The organism is Hymenobacter sp. APR13 (assembly GCF_000737515.1).
Taxonomy (GTDB): Bacteria; Bacteroidota; Bacteroidia; order Cytophagales; family Hymenobacteraceae; genus Hymenobacter.
Map to the genome: position 1 here is coordinate 1,335,422 of NZ_CP006587.1, position 18,904 is coordinate 1,354,325.

The 18,904-nt window shown below is 63.7% G+C and carries 14 protein-coding genes and 1 riboswitch; of the genes, 8 read left to right on the forward strand and 6 right to left on the reverse strand.

The window, feature by feature from the left end:
• Window positions 1-142 precede the first annotated feature (142 nt).
• Window positions 143-559, reverse strand: coding sequence for a lipocalin family protein (locus N008_RS21355; RefSeq protein ID WP_052381235.1), 417 nt, complete (start codon window positions 557-559; stop codon window positions 143-145).
• 234 nt (window positions 560-793) lie between these two features.
• On the opposite strand from N008_RS21355, the gene N008_RS05630 reads away from it, so the two are divergent.
• From N008_RS05630 to N008_RS05645, 4 genes are all read left to right on the forward strand, one after another.
• Entirely contained in the window at window positions 794-1,072 is a 279-nt protein-coding gene (locus N008_RS05630) for a LysM peptidoglycan-binding domain-containing protein (RefSeq protein WP_044014403.1), read from the forward strand.
• 418 nt (window positions 1,073-1,490) lie between these two features.
• Window positions 1,491-1,604, forward strand: a riboswitch (SAM riboswitch).
• Between the two features lie 385 nt (window positions 1,605-1,989).
• Window positions 1,990-3,372: an O-acetylhomoserine aminocarboxypropyltransferase/cysteine synthase family protein gene (locus N008_RS05635; protein ID WP_044014405.1), complete on the forward strand. Its 1,383-nt coding sequence runs from the start codon at window positions 1,990-1,992 to the stop codon at window positions 3,370-3,372.
• A gap of 323 nt (window positions 3,373-3,695) precedes the next feature.
• A complete protein-coding gene (metX, locus tag N008_RS05640) occupies window positions 3,696-4,745 on the forward strand; it encodes a homoserine O-acetyltransferase family protein (RefSeq protein WP_052381236.1) in 1,050 nt (349 codons plus the stop codon).
• Window positions 4,735-6,054: a homoserine dehydrogenase gene (locus tag N008_RS05645; RefSeq protein ID WP_081910631.1), complete on the forward strand. Its 1,320-nt coding sequence runs from the start codon at window positions 4,735-4,737 to the stop codon at window positions 6,052-6,054. The genes metX and N008_RS05645 overlap by 11 nt, the downstream gene beginning before the upstream one ends.
• Before the next feature lie 123 nt (window positions 6,055-6,177).
• Here N008_RS05645 and N008_RS21360 read toward each other — a convergent pair whose 3' ends face one another.
• Window positions 6,178-7,317, reverse strand: a complete 1,140-nt coding sequence (locus N008_RS21360; protein ID WP_156109036.1) for an alpha/beta hydrolase — start codon at window positions 7,315-7,317, stop codon at window positions 6,178-6,180.
• Between the two features lie 258 nt (window positions 7,318-7,575).
• Between N008_RS21360 and N008_RS05655 the strand changes: the two genes are divergently transcribed.
• Together N008_RS05655 and N008_RS05660 are read left to right on the forward strand one after the other, a co-directional pair.
• Window positions 7,576-8,481 carry an LD-carboxypeptidase gene (locus tag N008_RS05655; RefSeq protein ID WP_044014407.1) on the forward strand — a complete coding sequence of 302 codons (906 nt, stop codon included), beginning with the start codon at window positions 7,576-7,578 and terminating at the stop codon, window positions 8,479-8,481.
• A gap of 18 nt (window positions 8,482-8,499) precedes the next feature.
• A complete protein-coding gene (locus tag N008_RS05660; RefSeq protein WP_052381239.1) occupies window positions 8,500-9,021 on the forward strand; it encodes a GNAT family N-acetyltransferase in 522 nt (173 codons plus the stop codon).
• On the opposite strand, the gene N008_RS21365 is transcribed toward N008_RS05660, so the two are convergent.
• From N008_RS21365 to N008_RS05680, 4 genes are all read right to left on the reverse strand, one after another.
• The gene (locus N008_RS21365; RefSeq protein WP_052381240.1) at window positions 9,013-10,311 is read right to left on the reverse strand and encodes a MutS-related protein; all 1,299 of its coding nucleotides are present in this window, start codon (window positions 10,309-10,311) and stop codon (window positions 9,013-9,015) included. The two genes, N008_RS05660 and N008_RS21365, sit on opposite strands and share 9 nt — an antisense overlap.
• A 90-nt stretch (window positions 10,312-10,401) precedes the next feature.
• Complete coding sequence (locus N008_RS05670) at window positions 10,402-11,421, reverse strand: M28 family peptidase (protein ID WP_044014408.1); 1,020 nt, start codon at window positions 11,419-11,421, stop codon at window positions 10,402-10,404.
• Between the two features lie 135 nt (window positions 11,422-11,556).
• On the reverse strand, window positions 11,557-13,104 hold the full coding sequence (cysS, locus tag N008_RS05675) for a cysteine--tRNA ligase (RefSeq protein ID WP_044014410.1): 1,548 nt from the start codon (window positions 13,102-13,104) through the stop codon (window positions 11,557-11,559).
• A gap of 277 nt (window positions 13,105-13,381) precedes the next feature.
• Complete coding sequence (locus N008_RS05680) at window positions 13,382-14,503, reverse strand: endonuclease/exonuclease/phosphatase family protein (protein ID WP_044014413.1); 1,122 nt, start codon at window positions 14,501-14,503, stop codon at window positions 13,382-13,384.
• A 140-nt stretch (window positions 14,504-14,643) separates the two neighbouring features.
• Here N008_RS05680 and N008_RS21370 point away from each other — a divergent pair, with 140 nt between their 5' ends.
• Window positions 14,644-18,132 (forward strand): gliding motility-associated C-terminal domain-containing protein, encoded by a 3,489-nt coding sequence (locus tag N008_RS21370; RefSeq protein WP_052381241.1) that lies wholly within the window; start codon window positions 14,644-14,646, stop codon window positions 18,130-18,132.
• Between the two features lie 290 nt (window positions 18,133-18,422).
• Window positions 18,423-18,893, forward strand: a complete 471-nt coding sequence (rimP, locus tag N008_RS05690) for a ribosome maturation factor RimP (RefSeq protein ID WP_231569786.1) — start codon at window positions 18,423-18,425, stop codon at window positions 18,891-18,893.
• The last annotated feature ends 11 nt before the right edge of the window (window positions 18,894-18,904 follow it).

An 18,904-nucleotide genomic window follows, 5' to 3' on the forward strand; every position in this document is an offset into this window, starting at 1 on the left:
TAAGGTGCAGGAGGCCACACCTACGTCTAGCGCACCGGCAACAGCGCCATTCGAAAGGCCTGAAAACACAAAAAGCCCTTCCGCACGGGGCAGAAGGGCTTTTTGTGTTTTCAGACGGCTTTTTCAAACCGGTTGCAGGAGCTTACTCCTTCTCAAGGCGCAGCTCAGCACCGGCGGCGCTTTTCAGCGTCAGCTTGTCGTCGGTGAGGGTTACCACGTTGAACGTGTTGCTCTGGGCAGCGCCATCGGGGGTCATGGTGATGGTTTTACCGGGCTGGTCGAACGTGTATTTGCCGTTTACGGCACCAGCGGGCGAGGTCATGTTGTACTGGCCGTTGGCGAAGAAGGTGATGCGCTCATCTTCCTGGGCATCGGTCTGCTTTACTTTGTCGCCGGCGGCGCTCAGTTCTTTATCTGTTTTCCAGACTTTGCTTTGCGTGCCGTAGAGCATGTTTACGCCTTCTACTTTACCTTCCTTGCTGCCACACGAGGCGGCAAACAACGACACAAGCATCAGGAGGCTGGCCAGGTAGCGGAACGGATGGGAGAGAGTTTTCATGGAATTCCGTGAAATGGTTGAGAGATGAAAAGCGTGTTTTGCCTGAGCCGAAGGGTGCCGGCCGACCACTGGCAACCCCAGTGTTGCGCTTCTTACGGGAGGTTGCGGCAAGATGTTTACAGCTGATATATATGGCCTGATAACTTATTGCGGATCTTGGCGTAAGAAGCCACACGACAGGCCCTGAAGCTGGTAGTCGGCTCTTTTCCCACTCTTCCAACCCAACGCACGACTATGGGACTCTTTGATTTTCTCTCGAACGAAGGCGAAAAAAAACCCGTTGAACCCGTTAAGCCCGCTGCTACCGGCGACACCGACTTCTTCGGCAATGCCAACGCCGCCGCCGGCGAAACCTACACGGTAGTAAGCGGCGACTCGCTCTCCAAAATTGCCCGCAACCACTACGGCGACGGCACCAAATGGAAGCAGATCTACGAAGCCAACAAGGCCATCATCGGCGCCGACCCCGACAAAATCGAAATCGGCCAGGTACTGACCCTGCCCAAAGAATAGCCGTTTCCTTTTCCAGGAAATGTACTAAAAGCCGCCTTGCAAAGGGCGGCTTTTTTTGTGTCTTTCCCTGGCACTTTGGCCGCTGGGCAGGCTGGTTTCGCCCCCGAAAACCGACTGGCCAGCGGCGGCATTTTCAGCTACCACCACCGCTGCAGCGGCAGTAGCCGGGGCCTTTTCGGCCGCTTACAGAAGCCGGCAACTCCGATTAGCCGAATAAGCCATCAATCATACAAATCAAATTATCAGATACATACACACAACCTCCACTACAGATACAGCCATCAGGAGCGCGCAAACGGCGTTCTTTTGCTTGCGCCAAAAAAAATAACCGGCAGCTGTTGCAGATATCAAAACTACGCCTATACCTTTGCAACACCAACCCGGTACTCCCCCGCTCGCGGCGGGGAAGTTTTCATAGGATTTATACAGAAGTGGCGAGAGAATAGGCTCCCCGACCCACTGGCAACCTTCGACCGCGCGAAAGGTGCCAATTCCTACCCGACCAGCCATCCGGCGGCGGGGCATATAACCTCGGAGTACCATGGAAAACACCCTCGCTTTCGCCCCCCAATACCCCACCGCTTCGGCCGCCTTCGGGCCTGCTGCTTCGCCGTGGGGTTTGCGCGTTTCTGCGGCTACGGCCCTAGTTGCCGGCCGAATGCGAATGCGCGGCTGTTGCGGCGCGTGTTGTTGCTGTTGCTAGCCTGAATCCGGCTACGCAGCCCCCCCCTCCCCCTCCTGCACACCTGACCGGTACCGGCCTGCCCTGGCCCCCGGCTCCCTCCTTTGCTTTGGCCTAGCCGGTTCCGTGCGCGGTTCGGCTGGTTCGGCAGAGGACTCTGCTACGCTTCGGCGCGGCATTTCAGCGGTCTACGCTCCCCTTTCCCATACCAAACGCCTTCCAAATCAGCCCTGCCATGTCCACGCAGAACCTCCACTTCGAGACCCTTCAGCTCCACGCCGGCCAGCAGCCCGACCCCGTTACCGGTTCGCGCGCCGTGCCCATTCACCAGACCACCAGCTACGTGTTCAAGAACGCCGAGCACGGCGCCAACCTGTTTGCGCTGAAGGAGTTCGGCAACATCTACACCCGCCTGATGAACCCCACCACCGACGTGTTCGAGCAGCGCGTGGCGGCCTTGGAAGGCGGCGTGGCGGCCTTGGCGGTATCGTCGGGGCAGGCGGCGCAATTCATTGCCCTCAACAACATCCTGCAGGCCGGCGACAACTTCGTGAGCACCACGCACCTGTATGGTGGCACCTACAACCAGTTCAAGGTGGCCTTCAAGCGCCTGGGCATTGAGGTGCGCTTCGCCGACGGCGACCAGCCCGCCAAGTTTGAGGCCCTGATTGACGAGAACACCAAGGCCATTTACCTGGAAACCATCGGCAACCCCAGCTTCAGCATCCCCGATTTTGAGGCTATTGCCGCCATTGCCCGCAAGCACGACCTGCCGCTCATCGTGGACAACACCTTTGGGGCGGGCGGTTACCTGTTCCGGCCGCTGGAGCACGGCGCCAGCATCGTGGTGGAATCAGCTACCAAGTGGATTGGCGGCCACGGCACCAGCGTGGGCGGCGTGATTGTGGACGGCGGCACCTACGACTTCGGCAACGGCAAGTTCCCGCAGTTCACCGAGCCGTCCGACGGCTACCACGGGCTGGTGTTCAACGACGTATTCGGCAAAAACGGGCCGTTCGGCAACATTGCTTTCATCATCCGGGCCCGGGTGGAAGGCCTGCGCGACTTTGGTCCGTCGCAGAGTCCGTTCAACTCTTTCCTGCTGCTGCAGGGCCTCGAAACGCTGAGTCTGCGGGTGGAGCGCACCGTGGAAAACGCCCTGCGCGTGGCTACGTGGCTGGAGCAGCACCCGCAGGTGGAAGCCGTGAACTACCCCGGTCTGCCGAGCAGCCCCTACCACCAACTGGCCCAGAAATACCTGAAGCGCGGCTACGGCGGCGTGCTCACCTTCGCCATCAAAGGCAGCAAGGAAACCGCCACCCAGTTCATCGACAACCTGAAGCTGGTAAGCCACTTGGCCAACGTCGGCGACGCCAAAACGCTCATCATCCAGCCCTCGGCCACCACGCACCAGCAGCTTTCCGACGCCGAGCAGCGCGCCGCCGGCGTAACGCCCACGCTGCTACGCCTGTCGGTGGGCATCGAGCACTTCGACGATATCCGGGCCGACTTGCAGCAGGCCTTCGACGCCGTGCGCAACGCCGCCACGCCAGACCCCAAAGAAACTACGCTGCTGCCCGAGCCGCAGCCCGAACATGCCGCACCGCTGGAGGTGTAAGTGAGAGTGGGGTTATGGGCGGGCTGTTTTGAGAGGGCAGCCCGCCCCGCCTCCAGCCTCGCGGCACGCGGGCAGGACGTCGGTTTTTTTGTGAGAGAGGAAACCGATACTCCCTGCCCGCCCATGGCCGGGGCTGAGCCGGCACTACCGGCTCAGCCTGCGGGCTATGGATATTCTCACGGCCCTGATGGCCGATTTGCACCGTCAGGCTTCGGCTTGGCATACGCGCCGCAGGCGGGCAGCCGGTGCGCCACTTGCGCCAATTGGCGGCCACGCGCTTCGCACGTCGCGAAACTGATTTTCGCGCTCCTTTTTTCTTTCTGATGAGCTCTACCATTTCTTCTGACGCGCCGCACGTGTTCCGGTTGCCCCGGCCGCTGCGGCTGGAAAACGGGGCGCTGCTGCCGCAGGTGGAGGTAGCCTACCAGACCTACGGCCGCCTCAACGCCGCCCGCGACAACGTGGTGTGGGTGTGCCATGCCCTCACCGCCAACGCCAACGTGCTCGACTGGTGGCCCGGCCTGTTCGGGGCCGGCTGCCACTTCGACCCGGCCGACTGGTTTGTGGTGTGCGCCAACGTGGTGGGCTCCTGCTACGGCAGCACCGGCCCCGTATCGCCGCCCGATTCTGCGGCGGAGTCGCTGTACCACGCGTTTCCGCTGCTGACCGTGCGCGACCTAGTGGCGGTGCATGAGGCGCTGCGCGAGCACCTGGCTTTGCGCCAGATCAATACGCTGATTGGAGGCTCGCTGGGCGGGCAGCAGGCCGTAGAGTGGGCCGTGCAGCAGCCTACGTTGTTTGAGAATCTGGTGCTGATTGCCACCAACGCCCGCCATTCGGCCTGGGGCATAGCCTTCAACGAGGCGCAGCGGCTGGCCATCTTCGCCGACCCGACGTACGCGGCGGCCACGCCCGAGGGCGGCGCGGCCGGCCTGCGGGCGGCCCGGGCCATGGCCCTGCTCAGCTACCGCAGCTACGACGCCTACCAGCGCAGCCAGACCGAAACCACCGACGACGCGCTGGACGACTTCCGGGCCAGTTCCTACCAGCGCTACCAGGGCGACAAGCTGGTGGCCCGCTTCAACGCCTACTCCTACGTGGCCCTGAGCCGCACCATGGACTCGCACCACGTAGGGCGCGGCCGCGGCGGCGTACGGGAGGCGCTGGGCCGCATCCGGGCCCGCACCCTCGTCATCAGCATCACCTCCGACGTGCTGTTTCCGCCCGCTGAGCAGCAGCTTTTGGCCCAGCACATTCAAGGCGCCATGTACGCCGAAATGGACTCCCAGTACGGCCACGACGGCTTTCTGCTAGAAACCACCCAGCTCACGCATTTTCTCGAACGATTTTCCGTCCAGACCTATGTCCACTAATCCTGCTCCCGCTTCTGCCCCGCTTCGTATTGGCCTGATTGGGTTCGGCTGCGTGGGCCAGGGCCTCTACGACATACTGCAGCAGCAGCCCGAAGCGGGCTTCGAAATTGCCCGCATTGCCGTCAAGAACCCCACCAAAGCCCGCCCGCTGCCACTAGACCGGTTCGACTTCCGGGCCGACGACCTGCTGCAGGACGCCTCGCTGGACGTGCTGGTGGAGGTGATTGACGACGCCGACGAGGCCTTCAGGCTGGTGCGCGAGGCGCTGCGCCAGGGCCGCCGCGTGGTCACGGCCAATAAGGCCATGCTGGCCCGCCACCTGCCCGAGCTGGTGCAGCTGCAGCAGCAGACCGGCGGCACGCTACTCTATGAAGCAGCCGTGTGCGGCAGCATTCCGGTGATTCGCACCCTCGATGCCTACTTCGGGGCCGAGCCGCTACGCAGCGTGACCGGCATCCTCAACGGCTCGTCTAACTACGTGCTGACCCGCATGGGCGAAGCCGGCGCCGACTACGCCCCGGCGCTGGCCGAAGCCCAGCAGAAAGGCTTCGCCGAAACCGACCCCACCCTGGACATGGGCGCCTTCGACCCTCGCTCCAAAGCCGTGCTGCTGGCCGCCCACGCCTACGGCGCGTTTCTGCATCCCGACGAGGTGCTGAACCTGGGCATCGAAGGCATCAGCGCGGTGGATATTGCCTTCGCCGCCAGCCAGGGCCAGAAAATCAAAGTCATTGCCGGCCTGCAGCGTTTGCCCGACGGCCGCGTGACGGTGCTGGTAACCCCGCAGCTGGTGGGGCCCGAGTCGCCGCTGTACAGCGTAGACGACGAGTTCAACGGCGTGGTGATTGAGGCCGATTTCGCGGGCGAGCAGTTCCTGCGGGGCCGCGGGGCCGGCGGGCACCCCACCGGCTCAGCCGTACTGGCCGATCTGGCCGCGCTGCGTCAGGGATTCGCCTACCAGTACCCCAAAGCCGCCGAAGCCCCGGAGTACGCCTCCGACTTGGAAGTGGAAATCTACCTGCGCACCGACGAGGACCGCATCATCGACCTACTCGATTTCAGCGAGATTTCCGAAGAGGCTGATGAGGACGAATACGTGGTAGGCTACGTGGCCCTGGCCCACCTCATCCGCCACCGCGACACGCTGCGCAAGTACGGCGCCTTCATCGTGCGCACCGGCCGCCTGCGCCCCGTCAGCACCAACGAGCTGTGGCCGAGGCATCGGCGTGATAAACCTGTCATTGCGAACAGAACGACGCAATCCGTCCTGCTCGCAGTTCTCAGCCCTTATGTACATAGAAGCCCCTGACGTTTGCGCAATGTTGGGAGCTTTTGGGTGAAGCAGGAGTGTAGCGCGAAGCCTTTGCTTCGCGTATCGCCCGAACAGCCTCAGCACGATAGTGCCAGCTACACGCGAAGCAAAGACTTCGCGCTACTGCGGCGGCGCGGCTCCGGTAGCCTCCGGAGCGGGCGGCGCCACTTGTTGCACCGAATCAGGCGGGGCCTGCAGCAAATCGGGCTGCCAGGCCAGGGGCAGCGCGGATGGCACCTGCAGGCCGATACGGTGCGGCAGCAGCAGGGCCGTTACCTGCGCGTCGCGGCGGGGGTTGAGGGCGGCGGCCAGCAGCGGGCCAGGCGCGCCACTGCCCAGCAGGGGCCGCAGGAAGTCGCGCATGGCGAAGTAGGCGGAGTCGATGTAGGTGGGCTCGAAGGAGTAGGGCACGTGGCCGGCCCCGCGCAGGCGGCGCAGCACGTTGGGCACACCCACGGCATTGGCCCGCAGGCGCAGCGCCCCGCTGCCGTACACCAGCTGGGCCGGCAGCTGCGCCCCGATGGTGCCCCGGGCGTAGGGCACCAGTCCGTCGCGGGTGCCGTGCACGCTGCACAGGGGCGGGTCGCCGGCTTCCAACCAGCTGGCCCGGGCCAGCGCCCCGCACAGGTTAATCACGCCCCGCGGGCGGCTGCTGTAGCCGGGGTGGCCGCCGCTGCCTTCCAGTCCGCCCAGGGCGGCCAGGTCGAGGTAGGCGGGCACTTCGGCGGGCCTGTTGAGGTAGCCGGTTTGCAGGGCCATGAAGCCGCCGGCCGAGGAGCCACCCACGAACACGTACTGCGGGTGCACCCGAAACCGCTTGGCGGTGGCCGCATCGTGCCGGAAAAACCGCACGGCCGCCCGCATATCCTGAGTGGCCCGGATAGCGGCCCGCCCGATGCCCACGGTGTCAAACGGGAAGAAATACAGCCGGTAGTCGATGGTGGCCGCGACGTAGCCGAGGCGGGCCAGCCGGGTGCACAGGGCCGTCATCACGGCATCGTCGCGGGTGCCGGTCAGGAAGCCGCCTTCGTGGGCCAGGACAACCAGCGGGCGGCGGCGCACGGTGTCGCCGGCGGGCTCGTACACATCCATGAACAGCGTCTGGGGTAAGCCCAGCATGGTCGTGACGTGGGCAAACTCCACATTATGGCGCACCTGCACCTGCCGGAACAGGGGGCGGTGGTAGCGGCCGTGGGTGGTGTCGATGGGCATACGCTGGGCGGCCGCCGGGGCCGAGAGCAGCGTATGGAGCAGCAGCAAAACAGGAAACAGGTAGCGCACAGGCAGAATCGGCGGAAACAGCAGCCACCTCACCCGCAAAGTTCGGGCTAGTTTTCGGGAAGTACGCCGGCACAGTGCGGGCGGCCGTAGCGCGAACTTTGTAGTTCGCGCTACGGCCGACAATCGTTGCAACGGCGCGGGGGCGCCAGCTACAAAGTTCGCGCTACGGCCGCGGGGCCGGCCGGAAATCCGGTGAACCCCTCTAAGTTTGCGGCCATTCCTTTTACTGCTTCCGCTATGCCTACCACTGCCCCTCCTTTCCTGCGTCCTCACGATCAGGTAGCCATTGTTTGCCCCGCCCGCTCGGCCTCGCACCAGGAGCTGGCCGCCGCCGTGGCCACCCTCGAAAGCTGGGGCCTGCGCGTGGTGCTGGGCGAAAGCACCAACGTGGCGCACCACCAGTTCGGGGGCGACGATGAAATCCGCCGCCGCGACTTTCAGCAGCAGCTCGACAACCCCGACATCCGGGCCATCCTGAGCGCCCGCGGCGGCTACGGCACCACCCGCATCATCGACCAGATCGACTTTTCCGGCTTCGCCGAAAACCCCAAATGGGTGGCCGGCTTCTCCGACATCACCACCCTCAACTGCCACCTGCTGGCGCTGGGCCACCAGAGCATCCACGGCGTGATGCCGCTGCTGTTTGGGCAGGCCGGCGGCGAGGAGTCGCTGGAAAGCCTGCGGCGGGCGCTGTTTGGGGAGCCGGTGCGCTACGAGGTGGCGCCGCACGCGCTCAACCGTTTCGGCACGGCCACCGGCGAGCTGGTGGGCGGCAACCTGAGCTTGCTCCAAACCCTCACCGGCACCCGCTCCGACGTGGCCACGGCCGGCCGCATCCTGTTCCTGGAAGACATCGACGAGTACCTGTATGCCATCGACCGGATGATGGTGCACCTGGACCGCACCGGCAAGCTACAGCACCTGGCCGGCCTGCTGGTGGGCCACTTCACCAATCCCCAGGACAACACCATCCCCTACGGCCAGACGCCCAACGAAATCATCCAGCACTACGCCGCCAAGTACGGTTTCCCGGTCGCCCACGGCTTCCCCGTCGGCCACGAGCCCCGGAACATGGCCCTGATCTGCGGCCGCCCCGCCCGCCTCACTGTGGATGCCGCCGGCAGCCGGCTGGAGTATCTGTAACCCGTAAATTTCCGCCCAATGCCTGTCACCCTTCACCTCGTTACGGCCGCAGATTTTGCGGCGCATACCGCTGGCCTTACCGAACTACTGCGCGACGCCGTTGATTCAGGCGCTTCAGTGGGCTTTCTGCCGCCGCTGGCTGCGGCGGAGGCCCGGGAGTTCTGGGCAGGCGTAGAGAAGGACGTGGCCGCAGAAACTACGCTGCTGCTGGTAGCTGCAGAGGCCGGCCAGCTGGTGGGCACTGTGCAGCTGGTGCTGGCCACCAAACCCAACGGCCTACACCGCGCCGAAGTGGCCAAGCTGCTTGTGCACTCCCAATTCCAGCGCCGTGGCATCGGCCGGCAGCTGATGCTGGCCGTGGAAGAGCTGGCCCGCCAGCACCAGCGCAGCACATTGGTACTGGATACGCTGCAGGGTGCCGGCTCCGAGCAGCTGTACCAGCAGCTCGGCTACATGGCCGTGGGCGCCATTCCGCAGTTCGCCCGCGTGGCCGGCGGCGCGCTGGAAGCCACAGTGGTCTATTATAAGCTGCTAGGCTGACAAGGCGGGGCGCAGCAGGTCATGCAGGCCTTCCTTGTCGAAGATGATCCGGCCGATTTTCAGGCCCGACCAGCCGGGCTGCAGGCGGTACGAAAACACGGGTATGCCGTCCTGCAGGACGCATTCAATGCAGTAGGTTCGCAATCCGGCCTGGACAGGCAGCTGGCTTTCCAGCTGCAGCAGGTGCGTGGACACGAAAAAGCAAGAGGCCGGGAAGCCGGCCAGCCCTTGCAGCGTAGCGCGGGTTATGTCCAGCGCATCGTCGACGTTCGTACCCCGAAACAGCTCATCGAACACCGCGAAAACCCGGCCAGCGCCCTGCGCCTGCTGCAGCACGGCTTTCAGCTGCTGGATTTCGGCCATGAAGTGGCTGTAGCCGCTCAGCAAGCTATCCGCCAGATTGATAGTGACCACAATGCTGGAAAAGAACGGCAGCCGACACCCGGCAGCCGGCACGCCCACGCCGGCGTGCGCCAGGTACACACACAGCCCCACTGCCTTCAGCAGAGTGGATTTACCGGCCATGTTCGGGCCCGTGAGAACCACCACATTTTCGCCGGGAAGCAGCTGGAGCGTATTTCTGACCGGCACGGCAAGCAGCGGATGGTAGAAGTCCACCAGGTTCAGCCCGGCTTCCTGGAAAACCGGGAACACCAGGCCGTGCTGCCGCATGCCCCGGGCTATCGACCAATAGGCTTCAAACAAATAAAACGACTCCCAAAACGCCTGCAGCACTTCCGGCGAGACGGCTGATAGCTGCCGGGCAAAACGCACCATGTGGCCGGCGGAAAAAGCATCCTCGCTAATCGCCTTACTGCTCTCGGCGAGGCTGAACCGCTCCAGAAACTGCCGGATTACCATCAGATGCCGTTTGAAAGACTCGGGAAAGGCCTGGGGCTGCACCTGCCTGAAATAGTGCTGCTCCAGCCGCTGCAGAAACAGGATGGTCTGCACGCAGCGGGCCCGGCTGCGGTAGCGCGCCTGCTCCGACACCAGCAGCAGCAGGCCCATTTTCACGCGGTTGGTTTCCAGGATGGTCTGCCTATGGACTACGTCGTGCAGGAAGGAGCGCACCTCCTGCAGCTGGATCTTCGGATAGGTGAAGTCAGCCAGCACCGCCCACTGTTCGGCCAGAGCCTGCAGCGTCTGCTGCTTTTCCAGAATCTGTCCGAGGCTGGGCGGCAGCTCCTGCAGCAGCTGAGTAACTCTCGTTTCGGCTTCGAAACTGTGGGTGTAGTTGAACAGGGGCAGAATCTCGGCCTGAATCCGCAAATCGTCTACGTGCAGCATACCTGAATAGCATAATGGCTGCCATTGAACGCTAAAAATCCCGCCTGCTTATGCAGAAGGCGGGATTTTTCAGAAAAACCATCAAACAGCCTACTCGCCGTACACCGTCTGCAGCACGGTCTGGCCCACGGCCTTGAGCGTGCGTTTGTCGATGACGCTCATGTTGTCGTCGGTGGTGTGGTGGTAGGGCTGGAACTGGCCGGTGGGCAGGTAGTCGATGATGTCGATGGTGCGGATACCGGCCTGGTTGGTGAAGGCGTGGTCGTCGGTGATGCCGGGCGAATCCTGGAACAGGAAGTAGTCGGAGTAGCCGATCTGGGCGGCCAGGTTCCAGACCTTGTTCACTACGTCGTTGGCGTTGTCGCGGGAAATTCCTTCGCGGGTGAACTTGGCATTTTTGGCGCCCACCATGTCCAGCAGAATCCCGAATTCCGGCTTGTAGTTGCCGGGCACCAGGTTTTTGCTCCAATACTGCGAGCCCAGGCACCAGCTAGAGCCGCCCGAGGTTTCCTGGCTGGCCAGCTGGTTGGTCAGCTCGCTCTGAGTGCTGGAGTCGTAGCCGTAGTCTTCGGAGTCGAACAAGATGAAGTCGATGCCGACGGCGGGCGTGAGGCTGTCGGGCTGGGCGGCCAGCACGCGGGCCATTTCCAGGGCAATGCCCACGCCGCTGGCGCCGTCGGAGGCGCCGTCGAGGGGGGCGTTTTTGCGCTTGGTGTCCTTATCGGCAAAGGGGCGGGTGTCCCAGTGCGTGAAGACGGCCACGCGGCGCGCGGCCTGCGGCTGAAACTGCGCGATGATGTTGCGCGACTTCAGCATTTTGCCATCAAAGGCCATGGCCACGAACGGCTGCTCGCGCACCGTCAGGCCCAGCGCCCGAAACTTGTTGATCACCCAGTCGCCGGTGTTTACGTGGGCGGCCGTGTTGGGCACCCGCGGCCCGAAAGCCACCTGCTTGGCCACGTAGGCGTAGGCCGAGTCGGCGTTGAAGGCGGGCGCGGCGGGCAGCTTGGCCGGCGCTTCTACCTCGGTGGTAGCGGGCTTTTTATCGGGGCAGCCGGTGAGCAGCAGCAGCGCGGCCAGAGCAGCCGGCGCAAGGCGGAAGAGTTTCATTAGGCAAGAATAAGGGACGTCATGCAGAGCGGAGCGAAGCATCTCGCCTGCTGACATTGGATTACTAATTGGGAGTCAGCACGCGAGATGCTTCGCTCCGCTCTGCATGACGTTCTAATTTACGTGGCGGGCTGTTTACTCTTCGCTGTAGGTCCAGTCGATGCCGGCTTTGGTGTCCTTCACCACGATGCCCTGGGTTTTGAGGGCCGCCCGGATCTGGTCCACTTTGTCGTAGGCCTTGGTGTCTTTGGCTTCCTGGTAGAACTCCAGCGTGAGGCTGAGCAGGTCTTCGGCGCTGGCGCGGGGCTCGTCCACGAGGCCCAGCACGTCGGCGACTAGCGTCTGGTAGGCGTTGGTGGCTTCCTGCAGCGCGGCGGCGCTAACCGTGGCCAGCGTGGCCGGGTTGGCGTAGAAGCCGTTGAGCTTGCGCAGCAGGTTGAACAGGCTGGCAATGGCGCGGGCCGTGTTCAGGTCGTCGTTCAGGCCCACAAAGCAGTCCTGCACCAGCTTGCGCAACTCGGCGTCGGCGGTGGTGGTGTCGGGCGCCTTGCCCTCGGCCACGGGCGCCACCGTGCGCGCCTTGATAACGTCCGATGAAAGGCTGGTTTCGCGCAGCTTATCTAGCAGGCGCAGACCGTTCATCAGCTTGCGGTAGCCTTTGCGGGCCGCCTGCAGGCCTTCGTCGGTGATGTCCACGGTGCTGCGGTAGTGGGCCTGCAGCAAAAAGAAGCGCACCGTCATGGGCGAGTAGGCCTGCGCCAGCGTGGCGTTGGTGCCCGCAAACAGCTCCGAAATGGTGATGAAGTTGCCGAGCGACTTGCTCATCTTGGCGCCGTTCACCGTTATCATGTTGTTGTGCATCCACACCTGGGCCTCGTTGGTGGGGTGGTTGCAGGCCTGGCTCTGGGCAATTTCGCACTCGTGGTGCGGAAACATCAGATCCAGCCCACCGCCGTGGATGTCGAACTCGGCGCCGAGGTACTTACGGCTCATGGCCGAGCACTCCAGGTGCCAGCCCGGAAAACCGTCGCTCCAGGGCGAAGCCCAGCGCATGAGGTGGCGCTCATCAGCCTTTTTCCAGAGGGCAAAATCCAGCGGGCTGCGCTTTTCTTCCTGGCCGGCGAGGTTGTCGCGCGAGCCGGCCAGCAGCTCTTCTACCACGCGGTTGGAGAGCTTGCCGTAGTTGCGGCCGGCGGCGTTGTAGGCGGGCACATCAAAGTACACCGAGCCGTTGGACTCGTAGCCAAAGCCGTTATCGATGATTTGCTGCACCATCTCAATCTGCTCGATGATGTGGCCGCTGGCGCGGGGCGTAATATCGGGCGGCAGGCAGCCCAGGGCCGTCATGTGGGCCTGGTAGAGGTTGGCGAACTGCTCGGCCACCTGCATGGGCTCCAGCTGCTGGGCGCGGGCGCGCTTGCTGATCTTGTCTTCGCCCTCGTCGGCGTCGCCTTCGAGGTGGCCTACGTCGGTGATGTTGCGCACGTAGCGCACCGTGTAGCCGAGGTGGCGCAGATAGCGCGTCAGCACATCAAACACCACCGGCCCGCGGGCGTTGCCCACGTGGGCCTCGCTGTACACGGTCGGGCCGCAGAGGTACACCCCCACGAAGGGCGCGTGCAGGGGTTCGAACGGGGCTTTGCGGCGGGTAAGCGTATTATAAAGCGAAAGAGGGTGCTGCATAGCCGCAAAGGTAATCAGGTTGGTGAGGTGATGAAGTAATGGGGTGATGAGGTGATGAGGTGATGAGGTGACAGGTGACAGGTAAAGAAAGAACATCATTCCGAGCAGCGCGAGGAATCTCGCCTGCGGGCTAATCCCTAAAACTGCATAACCTGAGCTTATTCGTCAGGCTCCCCCTCTGCACGGGAGAGGGGGACGGGGGTGAGGCCCACGCGAGATGCTTCGACTGCGCCTCTGCATGACGTTCAACCATTCACCTCATCGTCCCATCACCTCATCACTTTTTCACCAACCGATACGTGGCCAGCGTGGGAAAGTGGTCGGAGTACGGAATTTCGTAGTGCACCCAGAACTCATCCACCTGCCACTCGGGGCCGGCAAACTGGTTGTCGATGCGCACGAAGGGCAGCCGGCCGTTGTAGGTGGCGCCTACGCCGTTGCCCACGGTGGCCCAGGCGTTTTGGAAACGGTCGGCCAGCTGGTCGTAGCTGTAGCTGTAGGGCAGGTCGTTGAGGTCGGCGCAGAGCAGCAGCGGATACGGGCTGCGCTCGAAGCGCTGCACCAGCGTATCCACCTGCCAGCTGCGTGCTACCAGCCCGCGCTTGAAGCGGCGCAGCAGCCCCAGCCCCTTCTTCTTCAGGCCCGACTTGCTGGAGTAGCTGTCCACGATGTCCTGCTCGTCCATGCTCATGCTCTGCAGGTGGAAGTTGAACACCCGGATGGTGTCGCCGGAGGGCAGGCGCAGGTCGGCCCACATAGCGTGGTTCTGGCTGAGCTTGCCAAACTGCACGGTGCCGCGCCGCAGCATGGGGTAGCGCGAGAAGATGGCCATGCCGAACTCAGAGCCAGCTCCGTTGGTGAGGGTCTTGGACAGAAACGCCTGCCGCCCGCTCCGCTCCCCGATGCGCTCTACGGCGTTGAACACGTTTTTCTCACGGCTCGTGGACGTGCGCGGCTCGTTGTAGAACTCCTGCAGACACACGATTTCGGCGGGGCTGTCGGCCAGCCACTGAATCATCTTTTTCGAGGAGTTCAGGTCTTTGTCGCGCAGCTGCGGATACACGTTGAAAATGCGCACGTTGGCGCTCAGCACCCGCACCCGCGGGCCGGCCGTGCTGTCGGCCGCCAGCGGGGCCAGGCGCAGCGGATGCACCGCCAGCCCCCGCTGAAAGTGCGGCCACGTGAGCACCGCTATTCCAATAGGCAACGCCGCCACCCGCCAGTTGCGCAGCACCCAGTAGAAGGCCGCCACCAGGTTGAGGGCCAGCGCCACGGGCAGCGTGAGGGCCCCGAAAGCCGCCGGCCAGAAGGTGTAGGCCGGTATCTGCACGCAGGCAATGGCCGCGAGCAGCCAGCCAATCAGGAGCAGGGTGCAGGTGAAAGCAAACGAACGACGCACGGCAGAAGCAAGCCGGCTGAGTGGCCGGGGGTGAGACTACAAAGGTAAGCGGAACCCGGCTAGGCTCCGGGCCCGATTCTTGCGCACGTTTCGGGCCCTGCTTTTCGTTGTACTTTTAGTTTCTGCTTTACCACTACGCTATGCTCCTTTCTACATTCCGGGTTCTTACATTCAGCACCTTACTGGCCGCGCTGCCGGCCCTGGCTGCCCGCCCCCCGCAGGCCGTCCCGACTGAGAAGGCCTCGCTGGAATTCATCGAAAACAAAGGCCAGTGGGACGCCGCCGCCCGCTACGGCGCCCAGCTGCCCGGCGGCCAGCTGTTCGTGGGGCCGGCCGGCTTCACCTACAGCTTCCTCGACCCCGCCGCCCTGCGCCGCCACGCCCACCACGGCACCGAAACCCTGCCCACCGCCACCGACGACAACCTGCGCGGCCACGCCTACTCGGTGTCGTTTGAGGGCGCCAGCCCCACCCCCGACCTGGCCGGCGAAGACGGCACTGCCGCGCCCTACAACTATTTCCAGGGCACCGATGCCCATCATTGGGCCAGCAACGCCCGCGGCTTCCGGCGGGTGCGCTACCAGAACCTGTACCCCGGCATCGGGGCCGTAGTCTACGAAAACACGGAGCAGCAGCTGGAATACGACTTTCTGGTGGCTCCCAACAGCAAGCCGGCCGCCATTCGGCTGCGCTACACCGGCCTCGACAAGCTCAGCCTCAGTCCTGACGGCAGCCTGCTGGTGCAGACGTCTATTGGCCACATAACCGAGCAGGCACCTAAGGCCTGGCAAACCGACGCCCGCGGCCAGCGCGTGGCCGTGCCGTGCGCCTTCGTGCTGCAGGGCACCACGGTCAGCTTCCGGCTGGGCCAGTACGACCGGCGCCGCCCGCTCGTCATCGACCCGACCGTTATCTTCTCGTCGTTTACCGGCTCCACGGCCGACAACTGGGGCTTCACGGCCACCTACGACGCGCAGGGCAACATGTACTCGGGCGGCGTGGTGTTTGCGGCCGGCTACCCCTCCACGCTGGGTTCGTTTCAGACCACGTTTGCCGGCGCCACCGACGTGGGCATTATCAAATACAATACCGCCGTCAGCGGCTCCACGGCGCGCCTCTACGCCACCTACCTGGGCGGCACCAGCATGGACGCCCCCCACAGTATGGTTGTGAATCCGCGCGGTGAGCTGGTGATATTGGGCACTACCGGCTCTGCCAATTTCCCTGTTTCAACCGGCTGCTACGATACCAGCCACAACGGCGGGCCGTCCGTCAGGCCATCCAACATGAGTTCGGCCACTTATTCAAATGGCGTTGATTTGTTTATTGCCAAGCTGTCGGCCAATGGCAGCGTGCTTACCGGCAGCACCTTTCTGGGGGGGTCGGGCAGCGACGGCTACCTAGCGAGCGAGCGGCTTGGCAACTCACCGGTGGTCAACTACGGCGACCCATACCGTGGCGACGTGACCGTAGACAGCGACGGCAACGTGTATCTGGCATCCGTCACGAACAGCCTGAACTTCCCAGCCGGCACCGGCTTCCGCAGCAACTACCAGGGCGGTACCTCCGACGGCATCGTGGCCAAGCTCTCGGCTGATCTGCGCACGCTCGTGTGGGCCACTTATTTGGGCGGCAACAGCGCCGATGCAGCGTACTCTCTGCAGGTAGACGCCACGCGCGGGGTATACGTGGCAGGCGGCACCACCAGCACCAACTTCCCCGTTACACCGGGCGGCTACCTCACCACGTTTCAGGGCGTTACGGACGGCTTCATCACGCACCTGAACAGCACCGGCACCGCACTGTTGCAAAGCAGCTTCGCCGGCAGCTCCGCCTATGACCAAGCCTTCTTTGTGGAATTGGATGCGGCCAACAACGCCTATCTGCTGGGCCAGACCCAGGGCAGCCTGCCCATGACGGCGGGGCTTTACGGCGTAACCAACGGCCGCCAGTTCATCCAGAAACTCAACCCTACGCTATCCAGCAGTCTGTACTACACTCGTTTCGGCAGCGGCCGCACCCTTTTCCCCGACATTTCGCTCACGGCCTTTCTGGTGGATGACTGCGAGCGAATTTACATCAGCGGCTGGGGCGGCTCCGTCAACGACGCCGGCGGCAGCGGCACCACGTTCCTGCCCGTCACGCCCAACGCCATCCAGCCCACCACCGACGGCTCCGACTTCTACCTTGCCCAGTTCCGCCCTGGCATGACGTCTCTGGAGTACGCAACTTTCTACGGCGAGCGGGGCGGCCGTAGCGGCGAGCATGTAGACGGCGGCACCTCACGCTTCGACAAGAAAGGTGTGGTGTATCAGGCCGTATGCGGCGGCTGCGGCGGCTCGTCGGGCTTCCCGATGCCGCCGGGCGCCAACACCTATTCCACCACTAACCGCAGCACCAACTGCAACAACGCGGCCTTCAAAATCGACTTCGGCATCATCACCGCCGACCCCGGCCCGAACCGCTACGTGTGCGTGGGCAGCGCGCCCATCACGCTAGGCGGCAGCCCCGCCGGTGGCACCTGGACCGGTCCCGGCGTCACGGCCCTGCCCGGCGGCGGCTACCAGTTCACGCCGGCTCCGGCCCGATTGGGCGTAAACGTCCTCACCTACTCGGTGGCTTCCACCGGCACTTGCGTAAGCACCCGGCCGTTGCGCGTCACGGTCACGCCGGAGCGCCCCGTTACGGTGGCTCCACTGCCGCCGCGCTGCGTCAACTCGGGCAGTGTGGCTCTCACGGCCACGCCGCTGGGCGGCACGTTTAGCGGGCCAGGTGTGTCGGGTAGCATCTTCAACCCCACCGTGGCCGGCGTTGGCACGCACACCATCCGCTACGCCATTTCCGATACGCTGGGCTGCGGCGTCGGCACCCAAACGGTGGTAGTGAGCCTGGTGCCGGAAGTGCGCGCCGGACGCGACACTATTCTGTGTGCCGACCAGATGGCTCCTTTCCAGCTTCGCGGTATGACCCCGGCCGGTGGTACCTGGAGCGGCACCGGCGTCACGCCGGGCGGCCTGTTCACGCCACCCAACACCAACAACCGCGGCGGCATTTTCCCGCTGCGCTACACTTACTCGCAGAACGGCTGCGAAAACGTGGCGGTCCGGACGGTGCTGCTAGCGCCCACTTCCTCGGCCAATGCCCCCCTCAACCTGCCCGTGTGCTCTGCCTCGCCGCGCTACGCCGGCCTGGCTCCTTTCAACTGCGAGTTTGAGCCTGCCCTGGCTGGTGGCACCTACGACTGGGACTTCGGCGACGGTTCACCGCACGGCACCACCGCCAATCCCACGCACCTCTACGAGCAGCCCGGCACCTACACCGTCCGGCTGATTGCCCGCTATTCCAACTGCGTCGTCGAAACGTCCTTCTCGCCGCTGGAAGTCGGCGAAGTGCAGGTCCCCAACATCATCACCCCCAACCGCGACTCGCTCAACGACACGTTCAAGCCCCTGTTCAGCTGCAAGCCCACCCGCCTGCAGATCTTCAACCGCTGGGGTACGCTGGTCTACGAAACCCAGGACTACCACAACAACTGGGGCGGCGAAAACCTGCCCGAAGGCACCTACTACTACCTGCTGCGCGACACCGATAACCGCCGCGCCAAAGGCTGGGTGGAAATCACGCGGTGAATTCTGGTGATGAGGTGATGAGGTGAAAAAGGAAGGTAGAACGTCATTCCGAGCTTGCGAGGAATCTCGCCAGCGTGGCAACCCGGGTCGTCCCAACATCAGCACGCGAGATTCCTCGCTCCGCTCGGAATGACGTTCGGCACCTGTCACCTGTCTCGTGTCACGATTCACCCCATCACCTAGCCGCTACTTGCTTTCGGCGGTTTATCCTAGTATATTTGCGCAGTATTCTGATTGTGAAGAGGGGACGTAGCGTCCCCTCTTTCTTTTATCACCCGGTTCAAGACCCGATGAATTTCGATCAACACCGCATTGCCGAGATGCTCCAGGACAGCCTCACCGGTTTCGACCTGTTCGTGGTAGACCTGAGCGTATCCGACGCCATCCGGCCCAAAATCACCGTCACTCTTGATAGTGAGCAGGGCCTGGGCATTGATGAGTGCGCCAAAGTAAGCCGCCGGCTGGCCAAGCGCATCGACGAAGCATATGGCGAAGATGCTACCTACTCGCTGGAAGTCACTTCCCCCGGTGCCGACCAGCCCCTCACCGACCCGCGCCAGTACACCCGGCACGTGGGCCGCACCTTCAGCCTGAAGCTGGCTGACGGCACCGAGAAAACTGGTACTCTGGAGGCCATCGAGGCCGAAGGGCTGCAGCTGGCCGAGGTGATTAAGGAGAAAAGCAAAACCAAAACGCTGCCCGCCGCACTCGTGCCGTTTGCCAGCATTACGGAAGCGCGGATCGTCATTTCGTTTAAATAACACGGACTTAA

What these genes read in the sequence shown, in the direction of transcription:
- N008_RS21355 (WP_052381235.1), bottom strand. Translation starts at nt 559, where the DNA reads ATGAAAACTCTCTCCCATCCGTTCCGCTACCTGGCCAGCCTCCTGATG.
- N008_RS05630 (WP_044014403.1), top strand. Translation starts at nt 794, where the DNA reads ATGGGACTCTTTGATTTTCTCTCGAACGAAGGCGAAAAAAAACCCGTT.
- N008_RS05635 (WP_044014405.1), top strand. Translation starts at nt 1,990, where the DNA reads ATGTCCACGCAGAACCTCCACTTCGAGACCCTTCAGCTCCACGCCGGC.
- metX (WP_052381236.1), top strand. Translation starts at nt 3,696, where the DNA reads ATGAGCTCTACCATTTCTTCTGACGCGCCGCACGTGTTCCGGTTGCCC.
- N008_RS05645 (WP_081910631.1), top strand. Translation starts at nt 4,735, where the DNA reads ATGTCCACTAATCCTGCTCCCGCTTCTGCCCCGCTTCGTATTGGCCTG.
- N008_RS05655 (WP_044014407.1), top strand. Translation starts at nt 7,576, where the DNA reads ATGCCTACCACTGCCCCTCCTTTCCTGCGTCCTCACGATCAGGTAGCC.
- N008_RS05660 (WP_052381239.1), top strand. Translation starts at nt 8,500, where the DNA reads ATGCCTGTCACCCTTCACCTCGTTACGGCCGCAGATTTTGCGGCGCAT.
- N008_RS21365 (WP_052381240.1), bottom strand. Translation starts at nt 10,311, where the DNA reads ATGCTGCACGTAGACGATTTGCGGATTCAGGCCGAGATTCTGCCCCTG.
- N008_RS05670 (WP_044014408.1), bottom strand. Translation starts at nt 11,421, where the DNA reads ATGAAACTCTTCCGCCTTGCGCCGGCTGCTCTGGCCGCGCTGCTGCTG.
- cysS (WP_044014410.1), bottom strand. Translation starts at nt 13,104, where the DNA reads ATGCAGCACCCTCTTTCGCTTTATAATACGCTTACCCGCCGCAAAGCC.
- N008_RS21370 (WP_052381241.1), top strand. Translation starts at nt 14,644, where the DNA reads ATGCTCCTTTCTACATTCCGGGTTCTTACATTCAGCACCTTACTGGCC.
- rimP (WP_231569786.1), top strand. Translation starts at nt 18,423, where the DNA reads ATGAATTTCGATCAACACCGCATTGCCGAGATGCTCCAGGACAGCCTC.